We start from the raw sequence: 18,618 nt of genomic DNA, 5'->3' as shown, positions 1-18,618 counted from the left end.
CTTTTCAGTTTGAATTCGGTATCTCTGTGTGCATATTCTTAGCTGGTAAAAACTGTTTGAGGGTTTGTAACCCCGTACTATGGTTTGATATAGTTAAAGTATAGATATGGTAGTTTCAGTGGTATAATTTAGTTTTGGAAAGACAGATATTTGCACTTGCAATAGCTAAATTAATTCAGGTTTTTCTGATGGGGTTAAGGGTTATGATGCTAAATATTAATGGTACTTAGGTAACTATCTAAAAGTTACTAATTGGCTATTTAACTATACTCAGATAAACAACTATTCTGTTAGAGCATACTGATTGGAGGGTACGGAAATGGCTGGAAACAACCCTAATATATTTAACATAAAAGATAACGAATTTAATATAATCCAAAAGGGTCTGGATCCTGAGCAGGTAAAATCCTTCGTTGAGAATCTGCTTTCAGAAAACGGCCGCCTTTCAACTGAATTGGGAAAGCTGAAAGAACAGGCTGAGCATCTGGATTCTTTAAAAAGGCTGGCGGATGCAACTGTTGTGGAGGCTGATAAAATTGCGGTTACGATTAAAGAAGAGGCTATAAGCAAAGCTAAAGCGGAGTCTGACAGTTTGCTTGCCAAGGCTGAGGAAAAAGCTAAAAAAGTATATGAACAGATTTATCGCCAGTTGAATACTCTGAAACAGCAGGTAAACAGTCTGGATAAAGATTTTGATTTTAAGTCTGAAGGTGAAGCCGCGGTTGTTGAACTTGCACATTCTGCAACCAAAGAAACCAATAAGAGTGAGCCGGATGATTTTATGGCCAAAGCGGTTGCTACCTCGGATATTATAGAATCCACTACTCAGGAAGTAATTGTACGGGATAAAGAAATAGAACTGGAAATATTGCCGCCGGTAGATGCAGTAAAAATTACCAAAATAATGGACCAACTGGAAAACGCCAGTGAGGTTGAAGTGGTGGAATTGATACCCCGCCCCAATCACCCTGTAATTATTGTATACGAAAATAAACCCAACAGCCTGTTGGATGTGCTTAAGAAATTGAGTATGGTAGGCAAGGTAAATGAAATTCCTGCCAGTCCGAACGGGAGTGGAATTGTACGCCGTAAATATGAGATATCTCTAGCAGCAAACGCTGTTAAGTAAAGCATTCTCAGGGAGTGCCGGCACGGTTCAGGGTATTTTGACCTTGAGTGTGCCGGCTTTTTTATGGAATATTATTTAGAAGCTGATAGTATGATTTTCAGCATTTCTTCTTTAGTAGGCAGTTTACCGGAGATAACTACTTTTTCATCTATAACCAAAGCCGGAGTCATCAGTATAGGATAAGCGGATATTTTATCTATATCTTTTATTTTTACTATTTGAGCTGACAACCCCAGTTCCAGTACGGCTTCTTTGGCCATTTCCTCCAGTTTGTTGCACTTGGCACAACCTGTACCTAATATCTTGATTATCATTTTGGTTCTCCTTGTATTTAAAATATCCCAAATATATACCCGGCTAAACTTGAACTTAGTATCACCAACCCTATATAGGAAAATGCCTTTTTATTGCCCAATATTTTGCGGATAACTAAAAAACTGGGGAGAGAGACAGCCGGCCCTGACAGCAGCAAAGCCAGTGCCGGGCCTTTGGCCATACCCAAATCAATAAAGGCCTTGACTATGGGTACTTCGGTCAGGGTGGCAAAATATAGCAGAGCACCTGAGAATGAAGCAATAAGGTTTGAAATGGGGTTATTGCTGCCCACGTAACTGGTGATAAAATCAGTAGGGATAAGGGTTTTCAAAACCCCGGCTATAAAGATACCGCCTATTAACCATGGGGAAATCAGCTTTACAAAACGCCAAGTTTCAGAAAGCCATTCTTTTATCTGCGGCATATTGAAAAACCGCCAAAGGCTGAACAGCAATACTAAAAGAGCAAGCAGAAATGCGGGTATATTTTTGGCGGATGCGAATATAAGTATGGCGATAAGGCTGCCAAAATAAATAAGGGTTTGGTACATGGGGCGTTCATGGGCTGTATCTGCAGGCAGTGCGGCTGCCGGCTGGGAAACAGCGGGTTTATCTTTGCTGAAAAGGTAGGCCATGATAAGGCCTATTAGTATAGAAAATATGATGGCAAAGGCAGCCCTGGCAAAGCCGATGTCATAGCCTAGTACTCCGGCAGACAAGGAAACCGCCAAAATGCTTATGGCAGGGCCTGAATACAGGAAAGTGACTGCTGGGCCGATACCCCCGCCGCGTTTATAAATGCCGGCAAACAGGGGTAAAACCGTACAGGAACACACTGCCAGTATAAACCCGGATACAGAGGCTATACTGTATGATACAAAGGGGTTTACGTTACTGCCGAAATATTTGGTTACTATAGACGGATTCAAAAATACTGAAATAGCCCCGGCAATAAAAAATGCCGGCACCAGACAGGCTATAACATGGGCTGAAAGATATTCAAACAGGGCAGAAAATCCACCCGCCAGCAGATTGATAATAAAGTCCATCAGGTGTTACCTCTCCGGCAACTGGATTTCAGCCGAGTAAAATCCGCCTTAGTAAGCGGATTTTGAGATAGCATTTCTTCTAGACCCCGCATGATTTTATTGACATCAGGCGGGAAGCCGGTTAAATCAACTGAGTAAAGTGCCCATAACCTGTCACGGCGGAGTTTTATAAGCCCGGCCTGATGCAGGTTTTGCAGGTGGCGGGATGCAGAAGTTTGGCTTATGCCTAGTGCCTGCTGGATTTCACAGACACAGCACTCCTGCTTGAACAGCAAACTTAGTATACGCAGACGGTATTCGTCTGCCAGGGCCTTAAAGATATTCACATATTTTTCCATAAAACCCCCATATGCGCATATAAGAATATAATAATGTCTTGTTAACAGACTGTCAAATAATATTTCCGTTTTTGATGAAAATTGTCTTACAAGCGGGCAGGTGATATCCTTTAAAGATGGTATATATTTTTAAAAAAATTGAGCTTGGCGAATTGAGCCGTAATTTTGATACTGTCTCACAAGGGATAAATATTACTTATCCGTTTATTCATCCTAGCTGGCAGTATCTCTGGCAAGATTGTTTTTTGCCATCCGGCAGGCAGGTTTGCGGACTGGTTAATGATGGGGATGAAACTATAGGCTTAGTAGCCTTGAGTATAAATAATGGAATTGCCCGTTTTATAGCTGCCGGGAGTGTTTTTGATTATCTGGATTTTGTGGTAAAGCCCGGCCACCAGCCGGGATATTTTGAGCTTCTGCTGAAACTGCTACAGCAAAATCAAGTTGAGACGCTGGAATTGGAGGCACTTACTACCCGGTCTGAAGCTTATAATTACCTGCTGCCGCTGGCTAAAAAGAAAGGGTTTCAGGTAATTTGCGAACAAGCCGATGTTTCTCCGTTGCTTGAGCTGCCGAATGACTTTGAAATATATCTGGCTCAACTAGAAAAACACCAACGCCACGAGCTTAAACGTAAACTCCGCCGTCTTGAGGAAGTTTTAACACCCAGACTGGAAATAGAAACCAACTCTGAAAATATTGATATTTTGCTTGACCAAATGGAAGAAAGTCACCCCGAGAAAGCACTTTTTCTATCTTCTGAAATGCGCTGTTATTTCAAAAGCTTGGCAAACTGGCTTGGTAGTCAGGGTTACCTGCGTTTGGCGTTTCTAAAGGCAGGAGATACTGTTTTGGCAAGCCTGTTTTGCTTTGATTATAATAATATAAGATATTTGTATAACAGCGGTTACAGTGCCGAGTATTCCCACCTAAGCGTGGGTGTGCTTTCCAAGGTTTTGGCTGTCAAAGACGCAATAGAAAAAGGCTGTGATGCCTTTGATTTCCTGCGGGGTGAAGAAAAGTATAAATTTCATTTGGGCGGAAAATCTCAGCCGGTTCACAAGTGCCGGATAATTTTGGATAGTAAGGTGCAAAATATTGGCTAAGAATATATTGCATATTGCCCTTATCAGCCTTCACAGCTGTCCTTTGGGGCAACCCGGCGGACGGGATACCGGCGGAATGAATGTATATATCTGTGAACTTGCACGTGCTTTGGGAGGTATAGGCCACCATGTTGATGTCTATACCCGTGCCCATGACCCGCGTGATGATGTCTGGGAGTTTTTAGCTCCCAATGTCCGGCTTATTCATATTCAGGCCGGGCCGGTAGAAGATATGGGGAAATTGGCTCAGTACGAGCATCTGGAAAGTTTTGTCTGCGGGCTGGAAACATTCCGTAATTCCGAAGGTATTAAATATGATCTTATCCACAGCCATTATTGGCTGTCTGCCAGAGCCGGGCTTGTATTGAGCAAGCTTTGGGAAGTTCCCCATCTGGTTATGTTTCACACACTTGGAAAGGTTAAAAACCGTTTGATGCAGGCACAGGTTGATCCCCAGCTCCGCTTAGATGCCGAGCAGAACATAGTCCACGAAACGGACTTGATAATAGCTGCTACCCGAAATGAAAAAAATGACCTGATATCTTTGTACAAAGCGGCAGCAGACAAAATTAAGGTAATCCCCTGCGGAGTTAACACAGAGTTATTTTTCATCACCAGTCGGGCTGAGGTTGAAGCTGAACTGTGCCTTTCATCTGCCCCTAAAGCGCTGTTTGTGGGACGGCTTGAGAAACTGAAGGGGCTGGATAATCTGCTCAAAGCGGTCTCACTGCTCGAGGGCGATATGGAACTGCTTGTAGTGGGTGGTGATGATTACAGCAAGGGTGAAAGAAAAAGACTGAAAAAAATGTCTGAAAAGCTTGGCATTTCGGATAAAGTGAAATTTTACGGGGCAGTCAAACAGAGTGTACTGGTAAAATATTATAATGCCGCCAGTGTTTGTATAGTCCCGTCGTATTATGAGAGTTTTGGCATGGTTATACTTGAATCTATGGCCTGCGGTACTCCGGTTATCAGCGGGAGGGTCGGGGTTGCACCCGATATCATTCAGTCTGGAGTTAACGGCTGCCTTGTACCTGATAATCAGCCGGAACAACTGGCGGGTTGTCTTCGTGAATGGCTTTTTATGAAAGAATCTGACCCCGGGGCTATACGGGGAGCAACCGTAGAATATTCATGGCAGTCTGTGTCTGCTCAAATAGAATCAGTTTATTACAGTCTTTTAAATGTTAAAGCAGCAGGTGTTAATTAGAACGGAGGGGTTATGTCTTTAAAAGCAGATGTATTGGTTATCATGCCTCATCCGGATGATGCCGAGTTCGGTGCTGGCGGCACTATTGCCAAAATGACCGCCGAAGGTAAAAAAGTGGCTTATGTGGTATGTACCAATGGAGATAAAGGTACTTCTGACCGCAATATGATACCATCTGAATTGATAAAAATACGCGAGGATGAACAACGTCAGGCGGCAGCTGTCTTGGGCGTAAGCAAGGTGGTTTTTCTGGGTAAACCTGACCAGGGGCTTGAGAATACACCCGAATTGCGCAAGGAGCTGGTGCGGCAGATACGCGCTTTTAAACCGTTTACTGTTATTACTACTGACCCATACCAGCGTTATATGTGGTGGCATAGAGACCACCGCCAGTGCGGAGAAGCCGTGATGGATGCTATTTTCCCGTATTCGCGTGACCATCTGGCCTATCCTGACCTTATTGCGGAAGGTCTTGAACCCCATAAAGTTACCGAACTTTTACTTTCAAATCCGCAGGAGCCCAACTATCAGGTAGATATCAGCCAGACGGCAATACTGAAGCTCAAATCTATTTCATGCCACAAAAGTCAGGGCGGCGGCAGAATGGATGAAGTTATTCTGGCTTTGAGCGGGAATGGTGATATCGGTAAATATATAGATATGTATCCGGATGCCGAAAAATATATAAAAACCGAATCCTTTCACAGGGTGGATATGTGGTGGTAAATTAACCGGTATGTAATCCATTTCGGGCGAATAACTGTCAGCTATGCCATGCTTTCGAAAATAGATACGAAAACAGCTGATTTTGCTTGACTTTAGAGCTTTATTTACGTATAATCTCACTTTGATTGTTTGACAATCAGCCTGAAACGTGATAAAAATATTGCCCGAGTGGCGCAAAGGAAGCGCAACCGACTTGTAATCGGTAGGTTAGCGGGTTCGAATCCCCTCTCGGGCTGAGCCGCTAACTTTTTTTTGGGCTTTTTTAACAGCATCATGGAGAGGTGCCGGAGTGGTTAATCGGAGCAGACTGTAAATCTGCCGCCCTAAGGGCTACGCAGGTTCGAACCCTGCCCTCTCCAGAGTATTTTATGACCCCGTCGGGCTGGACAGTGGGTATTAAAATAAATATAATGTAAGCGTTGCCCACATAGCTCAGTAGGTAGAGCACGTTCTTGGTAAGAACGGGGTCATCAGTTCGAATCTGATTGTGGGCTCCATAATAATAAGGGGGAATAATTAAAAGAAATGGCAAAGCAAAAGTTTGACCGCTCTAAGCCTCATTGTAATGTAGGCACTATTGGGCACGTAGACCATGGCAAAACTACCCTGACTGCGGCTATCACCAAGACCCTTTCAACCAAGGGCTGGGCTGATTTCCGCGCCTATGACCAGATTGACAACGCTCCTGAGGAAAAAGCTAGAGGTCTGACAATTGCTATTTCTCATATTGAATATCAGACCGAGACCAGGCATTATGCCCATATTGACTGCCCTGGACATGCTGACTATATCAAGAATATGATCACTGGTGCCGCTCAGATGGACGGTGCTATTCTGGTGGTTTCCGCGCCTGATGGCCCCATGCCCCAGACCCGTGAACATGTACTTTTGATTCATCAGGTAGAAGTACCTGCTGTAGTCGTAGCTCTTAATAAATGCGATATGATGGATGATGAAGAACTGCTTGAGCTGGTTGAGCTTGAGGTTCGTGAACTTCTTACCAAAAACTCTTTCCCCGGTGATGAAATTCCGGTAGTTAGAGTAAGTGCCATTAAAGCCCTTGAGTGCGGCTGTGGCAAGCGTGAATGTGAATGGTGCGGCAGAATCTGGAAACTGATGGATGCTGTTGATTCCTACATACCCATTCCTCCCCGTCCTGTTGACAAGCCCTTCCTGATGAAGGTTGAAGATGTATTCAGCATTAAAGGCCGCGGTACTGTTGCTACTGGCCGTGTTGAACGCGGTGTTATTAAAGGCGGCGATGAAGTTGACTTGGTCGGTCTGCATCATGAGCCCCGCAAGATTGTTGTTACCAGTTTGGAAATGTTCCATAAGATTCTTGACTCCGCTGAACCTGGCGATGCTGTCGGGTTGCTTCTCCGCGGTGTTGAGCGTGAAGATATTGAGCGCGGTATGGTACTTGCCAAACCCGGCTCCATCAAGCCTCATGTTAATGCTGAAGCTGAAGTTTATGTACTCAGCAAGGACGAAGGCGGCCGCCATACACCTTTCTTCAATGGTTACAAACCTCAATTCTTCTTTGGTACTACTGATGTTACCGGTGAGATTCATCTTCCCGAAGGCGTTGAAATGGTTGTACCCGGTGACCATGTGAAAATGAAGATTTCCACTATTTATCCGGTAGCTATGGAAAAGGGTATGCGTTTTGCCATCCGTGAAGGCGGTAAGACCGTTGGTGCGGGTGCCATCTCTCAGGTATTAGCGTAAAATGGCCAAAAAAACTGACACAAGAATTGTGATTAATATGGCTTGTACGGACTGTGGTGAAAGAAATTACACCACCGAAAAGAACAAGCGTAATGATCCCAGGCGAATAGAACTAAGTAAGTATTGCCCGCGATGCCGTGAGGCAAAGGTACATCGCGAGACCAAGTAGTTAAAGGAGGAGAGCTAGGTAATATGTGTCCTTCCGCACAGCAAACTGCCAAGGCGGCTGGTAAGAAACCTGGTTTCTTTTCCAACCTTGTTGCCGAATTAAAAAAAGTAGTCTGGCCGAGCCGGCCAGACGTTATAAAGCTAACCACCATGGTTTTGGTGGTTGCTATAGCGGTTGGTGTTGTACTGGGCGTTGTAGATTACGGCTTTAGCTGGTTTATTGATAACGTATTTGTAAAATAATGCGTTTAGAAATGTTATGGGTTGCCGACTGACAAGGTGAAATTTTATGACTGTTAAACAAAAGAATTGGTATGTGGTGCATACCTACTCCGGGCATGAAGAACGAGTCCGTAAAGGTCTTGACGAACGGATTAAGTCTATGGATGCCGAGGATGATATAGAGCGGGTTGTATTGCCTACCGAAGAAGAAGTTGAAGTTAAAAACGGTCAGCGGCGAACCATCAGAAAGAAAATCCTGCCCGGTTATGTGCTGGTGCAGATGAACATGAATGATAAAAGCTGGACTATAGTCCGCAATACTCCCGGTGTTACTGGCTTTGTAGGTTCCGAGGGTAAGCCGACCAATTTGCCGCCCGAAGAAGTCAGCCGTATACTGGACCAAATGGAAGCTGAATCGCCCAGAGTTAAGGTTGGTTTCCGCAAGGGACAGAGTGTCAGGGTTATTGACGGACCGTTCGTTGATTTTATCGGCATGGTAGACGAAATTAACACTGAAAAAGGCAAGGTCAAGGTGCTTCTTTCCCTGTTCGGGCGGGAAACTCCTGTGGAACTTGACTTTTTGCAGGTCGAAAAGCTCTAGAGGCTTTAGGAGACATACGTGGCAAAAAAAGTAAAGGCAATTGTAAAATTACAGATACCTGCAGGTAAAGCCAATCCTGCACCTCCCATTGGTCCGGCGCTGGGTCAGCACGGTATCAATATCATGGGTTTCTGTAAAGAATATAACGAACGCACAGCCTCTATGATGGGCACTATTGTACCTGCAGAGATAACTATTTATGATGACCGCTCTTTTACATTTATCACCAAAACCCCTCCCGCGGCTGACCTTTTGAAAAAGGCGGCTGGTGTTGCGGCAGGTTCTGGTACTCCCAGCAAGAGCGTCGTTGCTGTTATCTCAAAGGGCCAACTCAGAGAAATTGCTTCGGTCAAGATGAAGGACCTGAATGCAGTTAATATTGAGGGTGCAGAGAGAATTATTGAAGGTACTGCCCGCAGCATGGGCATTAAGGTGGAATAACAGATGGTAACACGCGGTAAAAAATATCAGGACGCAATAAAACTGCTTGACCAGAGTTTGGCTTACGCTCCGGCTGAAGCTATTGATATGGCCAAGAAAATGGCTGCGGCAAAGTTTGATGAGACCGTTGAAATGCATCTGAAGATGGGCCTTGATCCTAAAAATGCTACCCAGCAGTTGCGCGGTGTAGCCGTATTGCCCCATGGGTTAGGTAAAACCGTACGTGTATTGGTATTCGCCCAGGGTGAAGCTGAAAAAGCGGCTCAAGCGGCCGGTGCTGATGTATACGGTGGTGAAGAGCTTATAAAGAAGGTTGAAGCCGGTTTCCTTGATTTTGACGTTGCTATATCTACCCCTGACATGATGAGCAAAGTTGGTAAACTTGGTAAAGTTCTGGGCCGGCGCGGTCTTATGCCTAACCCTAAGAGCGGCACTGTAGTCCCTGCTGAAGATTTCAAACAAGTTGTTACCGAAGCCCGCAAAGGACGTGTGGAATTCAAACTGGATCGTTCAGGCATTGTACATATCGTATTGGGCAAGGCCAGTTTTGAAGGGCAGGCTTTGCTGGAGAATATGACCTCTGTGATAGATGCTATTATACGTTCAAAGCCCACCGGTGCCAAAGGCCAGTACATCAAGAGTGCTTATCTGGCTACTACCATGGGGCCTGGTGTAAAGATGGATCTCAGGGCTGTGTCTGCCATGGGTGGCGCATAAGTCAGCCGTATTTATAACTGAATATTTCCTGAGACGTGGGTGCCTATTGGCTTAATACATTGCCTGCCGAGGATACAAGACTTTTTATTAAGGGTTTTATAAGTCCTTGTGCTTTGGCATAAGGACTTTATTTTTTAGAAAAGGAGGTGCGGTTTGGTAAAGAAGATACGTGAAAAGAAAAAGATAGCAGTTGATGAGTTAACTGACGCTTTAGCTGTTGCCCAGTCTGCGGTTTTTACTGATTACCGCGGTATCAGTACATCAGAGTTGACCACTATACGTGTAAAACTGCGTGAAGCTGGTGTGGGTTACCGGGTGCTTAAAAATACCCTGGCTCGGCGTGCCGCTGACAACACTCACCACACAAATATCAAGAGTGCATTTGAAGGCCCGGTGGCTATGGCTTACTCTTCGAGTGACGTGGTTGCTCCGGCTAGAGTCTTGATGGACTATCTGGCCAGCTCCAAGTCCACTTTAAAAGTAACCGGCGGTTATCTCAGCAACAAGCTTATTTCCGTTGACGAAGTAGCAGAGCTTGCCAAGTTACCGTCTCGCGAAGTGCTTATCAGCAAGGTTTTGGCTGGTATGCAGAGTCCTGTTGCCGGTTTGGCGATGGTACTCAATGGTCCTGCCCGTGGTTTGGCCATTGTACTTCAAGCCCGTATGAAACAGCTTGAAGGCTAAATAAAGTAATAAAATATTATAAGGAGTATTTTCATGACTATTGACGAAATGATGAGTGCCATTAAGGGCATGACCGTTATTGAACTGTCCGAATTGGTAAAGGCCCTCGAAAAGGAATTTGGTGTAAGTGCTGCTGTTGCCGTAGCTGCCCCCGCTGCCGGTGGCGGTGCCGCTGTTGCTGCTGCTGAAGAAGAAAAGACCGAATTTAACGTAATCCTGAAGGATGTCGGTGCCAACAAGATTAACGTAATCAAGGCTGTCCGCGAACTTACCAGCCTGGGTCTTAAAGAAGCCAAGGATATGGTTGAAGCCGCTCCCAAGGCTGTTAAAGAGAATGTCAGCAAAGAAGAAGCTGATGCCGCCAAGAAGGCTCTTGAAGCTGCCGGCGCTACCGTAGAAATTAAATAACCTTTAGCCAGATAAAAGTAAAAACAAAGGGGCGGGGACTTTCAGGTCTCTGCCCCTTTGTTTTATTAAAAAACTGATGCCCTAGATTTTGCCGGGGCGTAAATCCCCCTTGCCAATCTCAATACTCTGAACCGTTTCAGGAAACACCAAACCACACGAAAGGAGGGTTTTCATGGCATCTTCAACCGATATATTTACCCTCTCAATCTGATTTTCCCTGAGGAGCTCTAAAAAGCCGCTGGTCGGGTTGGGGGAGCCGGGTACATAAACCAGATACAATTTTTCACCGCTGGAATTGGTGGTTTCATTAGCAATGAATGCCAGACTATGCATACCTGCCCGGGGAAATTCTACCATTACAGCCTCTTTGAAGGAGACTTTATTACTCACCCCCAGTGTTTCTATGACCTGTTTGGCGCTGTTGTATACCTGATTAAATATAGGTACTTTTGTCAGTAACTTATCTATCCACCCCAATATTTGCTTGCCGAAATAGTTACTTAGCACCAATCCTACCAGATATATAAGGAGCAATGTTACTAAAAGGCCCAATCCCGGGAAATACCAATCGAAGAAAAACTCTATGACAGGCTTTAGCATACCGTCTACTATATTAAATACCCAAATAAGCAGTCCCAGTGCCGCCCCGATGGGCAAAACAAAGGCAAGACCGGTAAAAAAACGATTACGGATTATTTTTAGGGCCTTATTATTGGGTGGTGACATATTTAGCCTCCGGAAAAATTCGGTTTTATTATAGTTTAGCAGTAAAAACACTTTGCATATAGGTGGTGTTTGAATGTGCGTTATAGTTTAAATATAATACCATGATTATGTATCAGGTATGCTTAGTTGAAAACGAAAATATTTTGCAAATGGTTTTTGCCCTTCGGTACAGAGTATTTGTAACCGAGCAGGGGATTGACCCAGATACCGAATATGATTTGTACGATAAAACTGCCCGTCATCTGGTTATACATAACGGAGAACGGGCTTTAGCCTGTTGCCGTATAAGAATGCTGGATAAAAGCCTTGCTAAGATTGAAAGAGTGGCTGTAGATATTGACCACCGCAAGTTTGGTTTGGGAAGGAAGATGATGAACTACGCTGTAAGCATGTTAAAAACAGAAAATGTAGATAGAGTAGTAGTTCATGCTCAGACCAGTGCATTAGGTTTCTATACCAGCTTGGGTTATGCTCCTGACGGAGAGTCCTTTGTGGAGGATGGGATAGAGCACGTCAAAATGCAGATGCACCTGTAAATACATCTGCTAAATATATGCATTGCAGTATGCGGAATATAAACTAATCCTCGGCATCGGTTGTTTTAGATTCTTTTTTATCATCTTTGAAGATATTGCTTACATTTTTGCCGAAAATTTGGGCGGCGTCACCCACTTCTTTAAACTTTACCTTTATTTCCTCGTCTTTAAAGCGGTTGGTTACCGCTTCTGCCGAACTTGAAACACTCTTGCCGAATTCCTTGGCCTTTTCTTTTAAAGAAGGGTCATTAAATATTTCACTGACGGCGCTGCCAAAAGCGGCCAGCATATCACCAAAGCTTTCAGCGGCTTTACGGGAATTAGCTTTGAGGTCTTCTTTCACGTTTTTTTCTCCTTCAGTCATCACAGGTAATTCGGTTTTATAGTCTTCGCGGGGAAGAACAAAGAGTATGGTGCCCTGTTCCATGCCTTTACCGGAAGCGCTGAAACCTATTTTTACTAGAAGTTTTTGGGCGGCTATAGATTCGGGATAAGTCTGGGCTATAATCTCTTTGACATCTTGGTCTTGGAGTATCCAGCCTATCAAGCTGTGGACGGCTTCCATGGCATATCCGTGGTGCTGGTAGTGGGCAAGTATAGAATAATCAATTTCCATACGGCCTTCAGCGGTAGGTTCACCTTTAAAACCTGCCTCCCCGATAAGCTGGCGGTGAGTGCCGGATTGATTCAGAATTATATACCAGTTTAGATAACCGGTTTTAAATTTACTTGCTTCATATTTTGTCAGCAAGCGTTTAAGGGTTTCACAACCGTAACCTTCCGGCGGCCAGTTAGCTGGAATTTCAGCTTCCAGCAATTGCCCCAATTGCTTTTGTTCTTGAATTTCGCAATTAAGCATGTCGGCGTTTGCCGGTATCAATTCCAGGCGGGGTGTTTGAAGAGTAAGTTGGTCCTTCATTTTATACCTGCCAGCGTGGCCTGTATTGTATCGCTTCGGCCAAGTGATGTGATTTGATTATATCATTATTTTCAAGGTCAGCAATGGTGCGGGCTAATTTCAATATACGGTGATAAGCTCTGGCGGACAAAAACAGTTGTTTGGTAGCGGTACGCAGCAAGTTCTGGGCGGCATCTTCAAGCATGCAAAACTGGCGTATTTCTGCCGGGGTCATTTCCGCGTTGGAAAGTATTTTACTTGTGGCAAAACGCCTTAGCTGAATATCCCGGCATTTCCCCACCCTCCGGCTGACTGCCTCTGATGATTCGCCAAGGCGGTCACTGGAAAGTTTTTCATATTCTATGCGGGGTACATCTATAACTATGTCCACTCTATCTAAAAACGGGCCACTGATTCGCCTTTGATAGCGTGTTACCAACCCCGGCGGGCATGTACAATGTTTATAATTATCACCAAAAAAGCCGCAAGGGCAGGGATTCATAGCACCTACCAGCATAAAATTGGCCGGAAAACTGACACTCCCCTGCGCCCGGCTTATGGTCACGGTTTTGTCTTCTAAAGGCTGGCGGAGAAGCTCAAGCAGGCTGTGTCCGAATTCCGGCAGTTCATCCAGAAAAAGAACCCCACGGTGGCTTAAGCTGATTTCCCCTGGTTTGGGGAAAGTGCCTCCGCCGACCAGCCCGGCGGAAGAAATAGTATAGTGAGGAGACCGAAGAGGGCGGTTGTTTATAAGCGGGGTATTTGGAGGCAGCAGACCGGCAATACTGTATATCTTGGTAACTTCCAGAGCTTCAGCGCTGGTCATCGGCGGGAGTATGGAAACTAACGCCCTTGCCAGCATGGTTTTACCGCTGCCGGGCGGACCGGTCATTATCATATTGTGCCCGCCTGCGGCAGCTACTTCCAACGCCCGTTTTACATTTTCCTGCCCTTTTATGAAAGACAAATCAACATAATTAGTTTGGGTAATATTTTTAAAATCTTCCTTTATTTCACATACCTTGGGTGCAGGTCGGTCTCCCTGCAGGTATTCAGTGATTTCTTTTAGCGCGTTAAATGGAAGTATATTGGCACCCTCAACCAGTGAGGCTTCGCGGGCATCGCAGGCGGGCACAATGATATCGCGATAACCGTTTTGGTAGGCAAGCGCAACCATAGGCAATATGCCGCTGGTATGACGAAGACTACCGTCAAGCGAGAGTTCCCCCAGGAACACTATTTGAGATATGTCTGCTTTTAACTGTTCGGAACTTATAAGAATAGCCAAAGCTATTGAAAGATCATATGCAGGGCCGGCTTTTTTGAAATCAGCCGGTGCCAGATTGGCAACTATGCGTTTGACAGGGAAAGTAAAACCGGAGTTACGGATTGCTGCTCTTACCCGCTCACGGGCTTCCTGAACAGCGGCGTCCGGCAGTCCTACAATGGTAAATGACGGCAACCCGGCAGATATGTCGGTTTCCACCTCAACAATAGTGCCTTCCAGTCCAATAAGGGCACAACTTGATACTTTTGCAAGCATAACAGTTAATGTTACAGTTAAGCTTGATGGGTGTCAACGGGATATATTCGCAGGACTTTAAAGCCTTGTATATTGCCAATATACAAGGCTTTGTGTTATACTACCGTAAAAGCTAAATCACGTTGTTGAGGTGGGTTCAAACCCACTTTTTTGTTGTATCGGGATAAACTGAGGAGGATACAGAACCGAGATGAAAAGCGACTTTTTGCTCGCTATCACCCAGCTCTCGGCAGAGAAGAATCTGCCAAAAGAAGTAGTACTTGCTACCGTTGAGTCGGCATTGGTATCGGCTTATCGTAAAGAGAGCTTTGCTCCAAACCAGAATATCACGGTGAAAATAGACCCGCTTACCGGTAAGGTAAAAGTCATGGCCGAAAAGCAGGTAGTTGAAAAAGTGATTGACAGCCGCCAAGAAATGCGTTTGCTTGAGGCTAAACGGCAAAAAGCAGATGCAAAAATAGGCGACCTGATGATGGTTGAAGATACTCCGGCTGATGCCGGGCGTATTGCTGCTCAGACTGCCAAGCAGGTTATTTTGCAGCGTCTGCATGAGGCAGAAAATACGGCTATATTTGACGAATATGCCTCCAAGGCTGGAGATACTCTGGTGGGTGTAGTTCAGCGAATAGAGCCCAAACAGATTACGGTTGATATCGGCCGGGTAGAAGCTATAATGCCTGCCAGTGAACAGGCTTATGGTGAGAGGTATCGTGCCGGACAGCGGATAAAGGTTTATGTGGTGGACGTGGCTAAAACAGCTAAAGGTCCTGCTGTCATTGTTTCCCGTTCACACCCTGGTCTGGTACGGCGTTTGTTTGAAATGGAAGTACCTGAGGTTTTTAACCAACTGGTAGAGATAAAGGCTGTTGCCCGTGAAGCAGGCTCACGCTCTAAGGTAGCGGTAGGCGCTTTGCAGCCGGGAATTGACCCGGTAGGTTGCTGCGTGGGTTTGCGGGGTATACGTATCCAAAACATTGTCAGCGAGCTGAACGGAGAAAAAATAGATGTGGTGGCTTGGGATAATGAAATAGCCACTTTTATTGCGAATTCACTCAGCCCTGCTCAAGTTACCAAAGTTATATTGAATGAGGCGGAAAAATCTGCCATTGTAGTTATACCTGACCGTCAGCTCAGTTTGGGCATTGGTAAAGAAGGACAGAATGTGCGTCTAGCAGTTAAACTGACAGGCTGGCGTATTGATATAAAGAGTGCCTCTGACGAAGAAGTTGAACGCGCAGAAGAAGCTGCCCGCAAGCAGGCTGAGCACATCAAACCTGAAGCTGTTGAGAAAACTGTTGAGAAACAACCTGCGGCGGTACCTGTTTCAAAGATTGAAGAGGAATCTGTTGGAAAATTGCCGCCTGCGGAACTAATAATAGAACCTGCGGTTAAAGAAACACCGGCAAAGGCAGAAGCTGTTCCCGAAGAGCAAGGTGTGGTAGTCCCTTTGAATGTGCTTGATAAAGTATCCGAAGGGGATTCGGTCAAACTGCGTTTTGCGGAAGATTTGCTGCCCAGGCGCGAAGTTATCATTGATGACAAAAATAAAAGCAAAAACAAGAAAAAGACCGTTAAAGGCAAGGATACCGCTGAAGATGGTATCAAGCTGAAGGGCAAAAAACGGCGGAATGTAACAGATTATGAATCAGAGGAAATCGACTTCTAAATTTGTGCCCATGCGGACTTGTATTGCCTGCCGTACCGAAAAAGCTAAAATGGAGCTTGTTCGGCTGGTAAGAACAGAAGATAATGACGTAAGGGTAGACCATAGCGGGCGTCTAGAAGGACGTGGCGCCTATTTGTGCAAAGACATAGCCTGCTGGGAATCCGGGCTAAAGGGCAGTTATATTACTCATGCTCTAAAAATTGCCATAACAACGGAAAACCGTGAGGAATTGTTAAAATATGGGCGCGAAGTGTGTGAGGTGAAAGAAAATGGCAGAGAAGACAAGTAAACCAAGCGCCAAAACTGAAATTGCTCCGCCGGTCAAGGTTATTGAACTTGGGGCAGCGGTATCGGTAAAAGAACTGGCTGATAGTCTGGATACAAACCCTGTTGAAGTTATTAAAGCCCTTATGCGCAAAGGCATCATGGCTAATATAAATCAGGTTATAGATTTTGAGGTGGCCAAAGGGATTGTAGAAGCGGCTGGTTTTGAGGCCAAGCTTAAGATTCTGAAAAAGAGTGCCGCTAAAAAAGTTTCTCCCGCCAAGGAAAAGCTGAGCAACTTCCCCCTCCGCCCGCCGGTTGTAACCATTATGGGACATGTAGACCATGGTAAAACCCGCTTGCTTGATGCTATACGTTCCACTAATGTTATGGAAAAAGAAGCCGGCGGTATTACCCAGCATATCGGGGCATATCAGGTGGAAATCAAAGGCCAGAAGATAACTTTTCTGGATACCCCCGGTCATGAAGCATTTACTGCCATGCGCGCCAGAGGTGCCCAGGCTACCGATATTACGATTTTGGTCGTTGCTGCTGATGACGGCGTTATGCCTCAGACTTTGGAGGCTTTGGATCATGCCAAGGCGGCCGGTGTGCCGATTATATTGGCTATAAACAAAATGGACAAACCTGAAGCTAACCCCGATAGAGTTAAACAGCAGCTGGCCGAAGCCGGGCTGGTGGTTGAAGAATGGGGCGGTGACACTCTGGCAATCCCGACATCTGCTCGCGAAAAGAAGGGTATAAACGAACTGCTGGAAGCAGTCTTGCTTATTGCTGAACTGGAAGATTTAAGAGCCGATCCCAACCAGCCCGCAAATGGCGTGGTTATTGAGGCCGAAATGGATAAAACCAAAGGTCCTATGGCTACCGTACTCGTACAGAGCGGCACCTTGAAACTGGGTGATACCGTGGTTGCAGGTAATACTTGGGGACGCGTAAAGGCTATGTTTAATGATGTGGGCAAACGTATTAAAAAAGCTGAACCTTCCACTCCGGTTGCTCTGCTTGGTATGGAAAATGTACCCCAAGTGGGTGACAAGATTATAGCTGTCGCCACCGAAAAACAGGCTCGGGATATGGTTAATGAAAATAGCCAGGTTATCCGTAAAACCAACGCAGTCAGCCTTACCAATGTTTATGACCAGGTGAGCAAGGGTAATATAAAAGAGCTTAACATAATACTTAAAACCGATGTTCAAGGCAGTCTGGAGCCTATCAAAGATTCATTGGAAAAACTGGGTACGGATAAGATAAAGATAAATATAAACCGCAGCGGTGTTGGCAACATAACCGAGAGTGACGTTATGCTGGCTATGGCGTCAGGCGGTTTGATTATCGGGTTCAGCACCGGCATCGAAACCAATGCTCAGCGTCTGGCTGATGCCGAAGATATTGATATCCGTCATTATGACATTATCTATAAACTGGTAGAAGATGTGGAAAAAGCCCTGCAAGGTTTGCTTGAACCTACTATCAAAGAGGTGATTGACGGCCGGGCCGAAGTTAGGGCAGTCTTTGAAAGCACCAAGAAGCTAAGCATAGCCGGTTGTATGGTATTGGAAGGTAAACTGATAAAGAACTCTCAGGTGAGGCTTCTGCGGGGCGGTGAGGTGATTGTAGATGCACCCAGCAACAGTCTCCGCCGTTTCAAAGATGATGTAAAAGAAGTAGTAGCCGGTTACGAATGCGGCGTGGGACTTAAAGATTTTAATGAATTTCAGAAGAGTGATATTTTAGAGTTTTATCATAAGGAAAAATCACGCTGATGTCACGGCGGATAAAGAAACTGAATCAGCTTTTCAGGGCGGATATAAGTGCCCTCCTTCAAAAAGAGGTTCGTGATCCGCGTCTGGATACGTTATTATCTGTAAATGAAGTAGATATATCTGAAGATATGCGGCATGCTAACGTGTATGTCAGTCATTTATCCGGCAACGAGCACAAAGATGAAATTCTGGCTGCTTTGAATACAGCTGCCGGTTTTTTCCGTACCGAAATAGCCAAGAAGACTGATATCCGCTATATGCCGGTTTTCCATTTCGTGTGGGATGATACAATAGAGAGGGGTGTTCGCCTGAATACCCTTATTGACCGGGTTACTCAACACCAGCCTGAAGACTAGC

General features: G+C 45.2%; 23 protein-coding genes, 3 tRNA genes and 1 other annotated feature. Of the genes, 20 read left to right on the top strand and 6 right to left on the bottom strand.

From position 1 onward, the window contains the following. Positions 1-319 precede the first annotated feature (319 nt). Positions 320-1,129, top strand: coding sequence for a DivIVA domain-containing protein (locus ASJ33_RS05105; RefSeq protein WP_023652414.1), 810 nt, complete (start codon positions 320-322; stop codon positions 1,127-1,129). Between the two features lie 71 nt (positions 1,130-1,200). Here the strand turns inward: ASJ33_RS05105 and ASJ33_RS05100 are convergent, their stop codons facing one another. Genes ASJ33_RS05100 through ASJ33_RS05090 form a run of 3 tightly spaced genes read right to left on the bottom strand, consistent with a single transcriptional unit; the run spans position 1,201 to position 2,830 of the window. Continuing rightward, complete coding sequence (locus tag ASJ33_RS05100; RefSeq protein WP_023652413.1) at positions 1,201-1,443, bottom strand: thioredoxin family protein; 243 nt, start codon at positions 1,441-1,443, stop codon at positions 1,201-1,203. 17 nt (positions 1,444-1,460) lie between these two features. Continuing rightward, positions 1,461-2,492, bottom strand: coding sequence for a permease (locus ASJ33_RS05095; RefSeq protein ID WP_023652412.1), 1,032 nt, complete (start codon positions 2,490-2,492; stop codon positions 1,461-1,463). Further along, positions 2,492-2,830 (bottom strand): ArsR/SmtB family transcription factor, encoded by a 339-nt coding sequence (locus ASJ33_RS05090; RefSeq protein ID WP_023652411.1) that lies wholly within the window; start codon positions 2,828-2,830, stop codon positions 2,492-2,494. The genes ASJ33_RS05095 and ASJ33_RS05090 overlap by 1 nt, the downstream gene beginning before the upstream one ends. A gap of 116 nt (positions 2,831-2,946) precedes the next feature. Here ASJ33_RS05090 and ASJ33_RS05085 point away from each other — a divergent pair, with 116 nt between their 5' ends. The 14 genes from ASJ33_RS05085 to rplL all read left to right on the top strand — a co-directional run bounded on the left by ASJ33_RS05085 (position 2,947) and on the right by rplL (position 10,841). After that, positions 2,947-3,936 carry a GNAT family N-acetyltransferase gene (locus ASJ33_RS05085; RefSeq protein WP_023652410.1) on the top strand — a complete coding sequence of 330 codons (990 nt, stop codon included), beginning with the start codon at positions 2,947-2,949 and terminating at the stop codon, positions 3,934-3,936. Beyond that, positions 3,929-5,146, top strand: a complete 1,218-nt coding sequence (locus tag ASJ33_RS05080; RefSeq protein WP_023652409.1) for a glycosyltransferase family 4 protein — start codon at positions 3,929-3,931, stop codon at positions 5,144-5,146. Before ASJ33_RS05085 ends, ASJ33_RS05080 begins: the two co-directional genes overlap by 8 nt. A 12-nt stretch (positions 5,147-5,158) precedes the next feature. After that, positions 5,159-5,872 (top strand): PIG-L deacetylase family protein, encoded by a 714-nt coding sequence (locus tag ASJ33_RS05075; RefSeq protein WP_023652408.1) that lies wholly within the window; start codon positions 5,159-5,161, stop codon positions 5,870-5,872. A 162-nt stretch (positions 5,873-6,034) separates the two neighbouring features. Next, a tRNA-Thr gene (locus ASJ33_RS05070) sits at positions 6,035-6,107 on the top strand. A gap of 40 nt (positions 6,108-6,147) precedes the next feature. Continuing rightward, a tRNA-Tyr gene (locus tag ASJ33_RS05065) sits at positions 6,148-6,231 on the top strand. A gap of 62 nt (positions 6,232-6,293) precedes the next feature. Continuing rightward, a tRNA-Thr gene (locus ASJ33_RS05060) sits at positions 6,294-6,369 on the top strand. Positions 6,370-6,397: 28 nt separating this feature from the next. Continuing rightward, a complete protein-coding gene (tuf, locus tag ASJ33_RS05055) occupies positions 6,398-7,600 on the top strand; it encodes an elongation factor Tu (protein ID WP_012882149.1) in 1,203 nt (400 codons plus the stop codon). 1 nt (position 7,601) lies between these two features. After that, on the top strand, positions 7,602-7,769 hold the full coding sequence (rpmG, locus tag ASJ33_RS05050) for a 50S ribosomal protein L33 (protein WP_011309437.1): 168 nt from the start codon (positions 7,602-7,604) through the stop codon (positions 7,767-7,769). Between the two features lie 23 nt (positions 7,770-7,792). Then, entirely contained in the window at positions 7,793-8,011 is a 219-nt protein-coding gene (gene secE / locus ASJ33_RS05045) for a preprotein translocase subunit SecE (protein WP_023652406.1), read from the top strand. A 46-nt stretch (positions 8,012-8,057) separates the two neighbouring features. Continuing rightward, the gene (gene nusG, locus ASJ33_RS05040; RefSeq protein ID WP_012882147.1) at positions 8,058-8,591 is read left to right on the top strand and encodes a transcription termination/antitermination protein NusG; all 534 of its coding nucleotides are present in this window, start codon (positions 8,058-8,060) and stop codon (positions 8,589-8,591) included. 18 nt (positions 8,592-8,609) lie between these two features. Continuing rightward, positions 8,610-9,032 (top strand): 50S ribosomal protein L11, encoded by a 423-nt coding sequence (gene rplK / locus ASJ33_RS05035; protein ID WP_041330976.1) that lies wholly within the window; start codon positions 8,610-8,612, stop codon positions 9,030-9,032. A 3-nt stretch (positions 9,033-9,035) separates the two neighbouring features. Further along, on the top strand, positions 9,036-9,749 hold the full coding sequence (gene rplA / locus ASJ33_RS05030) for a 50S ribosomal protein L1 (RefSeq protein WP_023652405.1): 714 nt from the start codon (positions 9,036-9,038) through the stop codon (positions 9,747-9,749). 9 nt (positions 9,750-9,758) lie between these two features. Further along, positions 9,759-9,890 (top strand) — a sequence feature (ribosomal protein L10 leader region). 12 nt (positions 9,891-9,902) lie between these two features. Then, on the top strand, positions 9,903-10,433 hold the full coding sequence (rplJ, locus tag ASJ33_RS05025; protein WP_023652404.1) for a 50S ribosomal protein L10: 531 nt from the start codon (positions 9,903-9,905) through the stop codon (positions 10,431-10,433). 33 nt (positions 10,434-10,466) lie between these two features. Further along, positions 10,467-10,841, top strand: coding sequence for a 50S ribosomal protein L7/L12 (gene rplL / locus ASJ33_RS05020; RefSeq protein ID WP_012882143.1), 375 nt, complete (start codon positions 10,467-10,469; stop codon positions 10,839-10,841). Positions 10,842-10,922: 81 nt separating this feature from the next. Here rplL and ASJ33_RS05015 read toward each other — a convergent pair whose 3' ends face one another. Further along, on the bottom strand, positions 10,923-11,567 hold the full coding sequence (locus ASJ33_RS05015; protein WP_023652403.1) for a DUF502 domain-containing protein: 645 nt from the start codon (positions 11,565-11,567) through the stop codon (positions 10,923-10,925). 107 nt (positions 11,568-11,674) lie between these two features. Here ASJ33_RS05015 and ASJ33_RS05010 point away from each other — a divergent pair, with 107 nt between their 5' ends. Beyond that, the gene (locus tag ASJ33_RS05010; protein WP_236886579.1) at positions 11,675-12,103 is read left to right on the top strand and encodes a GNAT family N-acetyltransferase; all 429 of its coding nucleotides are present in this window, start codon (positions 11,675-11,677) and stop codon (positions 12,101-12,103) included. Between the two features lie 43 nt (positions 12,104-12,146). On the opposite strand, the gene ASJ33_RS05005 is transcribed toward ASJ33_RS05010, so the two are convergent. Both ASJ33_RS05005 and ASJ33_RS05000 read right to left on the bottom strand, forming a co-directional pair. Then, positions 12,147-13,022 carry a GNAT family N-acetyltransferase gene (locus tag ASJ33_RS05005; RefSeq protein WP_041330974.1) on the bottom strand — a complete coding sequence of 292 codons (876 nt, stop codon included), beginning with the start codon at positions 13,020-13,022 and terminating at the stop codon, positions 12,147-12,149. A gap of 1 nt (position 13,023) precedes the next feature. Beyond that, a complete protein-coding gene (locus ASJ33_RS05000; RefSeq protein WP_041330972.1) occupies positions 13,024-14,544 on the bottom strand; it encodes a YifB family Mg chelatase-like AAA ATPase in 1,521 nt (506 codons plus the stop codon). 190 nt (positions 14,545-14,734) lie between these two features. Here ASJ33_RS05000 and nusA point away from each other — a divergent pair, with 190 nt between their 5' ends. From nusA to rbfA, 4 genes are read left to right on the top strand one after another with little or no spacing between them, the layout of a single operon-like run. Continuing rightward, positions 14,735-16,210: a transcription termination factor NusA gene (nusA, locus tag ASJ33_RS04995; RefSeq protein ID WP_023652399.1), complete on the top strand. Its 1,476-nt coding sequence runs from the start codon at positions 14,735-14,737 to the stop codon at positions 16,208-16,210. Further along, positions 16,185-16,499, top strand: coding sequence for an RNase P modulator RnpM (rnpM, locus tag ASJ33_RS04990; protein ID WP_023652398.1), 315 nt, complete (start codon positions 16,185-16,187; stop codon positions 16,497-16,499). Before nusA ends, rnpM begins: the two co-directional genes overlap by 26 nt. Next, positions 16,480-18,261: a translation initiation factor IF-2 gene (gene infB / locus ASJ33_RS04985; protein ID WP_023652397.1), complete on the top strand. Its 1,782-nt coding sequence runs from the start codon at positions 16,480-16,482 to the stop codon at positions 18,259-18,261. Before rnpM ends, infB begins: the two co-directional genes overlap by 20 nt. After that, on the top strand, positions 18,261-18,617 hold the full coding sequence (gene rbfA / locus ASJ33_RS04980; RefSeq protein ID WP_012882136.1) for a 30S ribosome-binding factor RbfA: 357 nt from the start codon (positions 18,261-18,263) through the stop codon (positions 18,615-18,617). The genes infB and rbfA overlap by 1 nt, the downstream gene beginning before the upstream one ends. The last annotated feature ends 1 nt before the right edge of the window (position 18,618 follow it).

Source organism: Dehalococcoides mccartyi (assembly GCF_001889305.1).
GTDB classification, from domain to species: domain Bacteria; phylum Chloroflexota; class Dehalococcoidia; order Dehalococcoidales; family Dehalococcoidaceae; genus Dehalococcoides; species Dehalococcoides mccartyi_A.
Note: the sequence above shows the minus strand (reverse complement) of the source record. Positions and strands in the feature narration are given on the sequence as shown.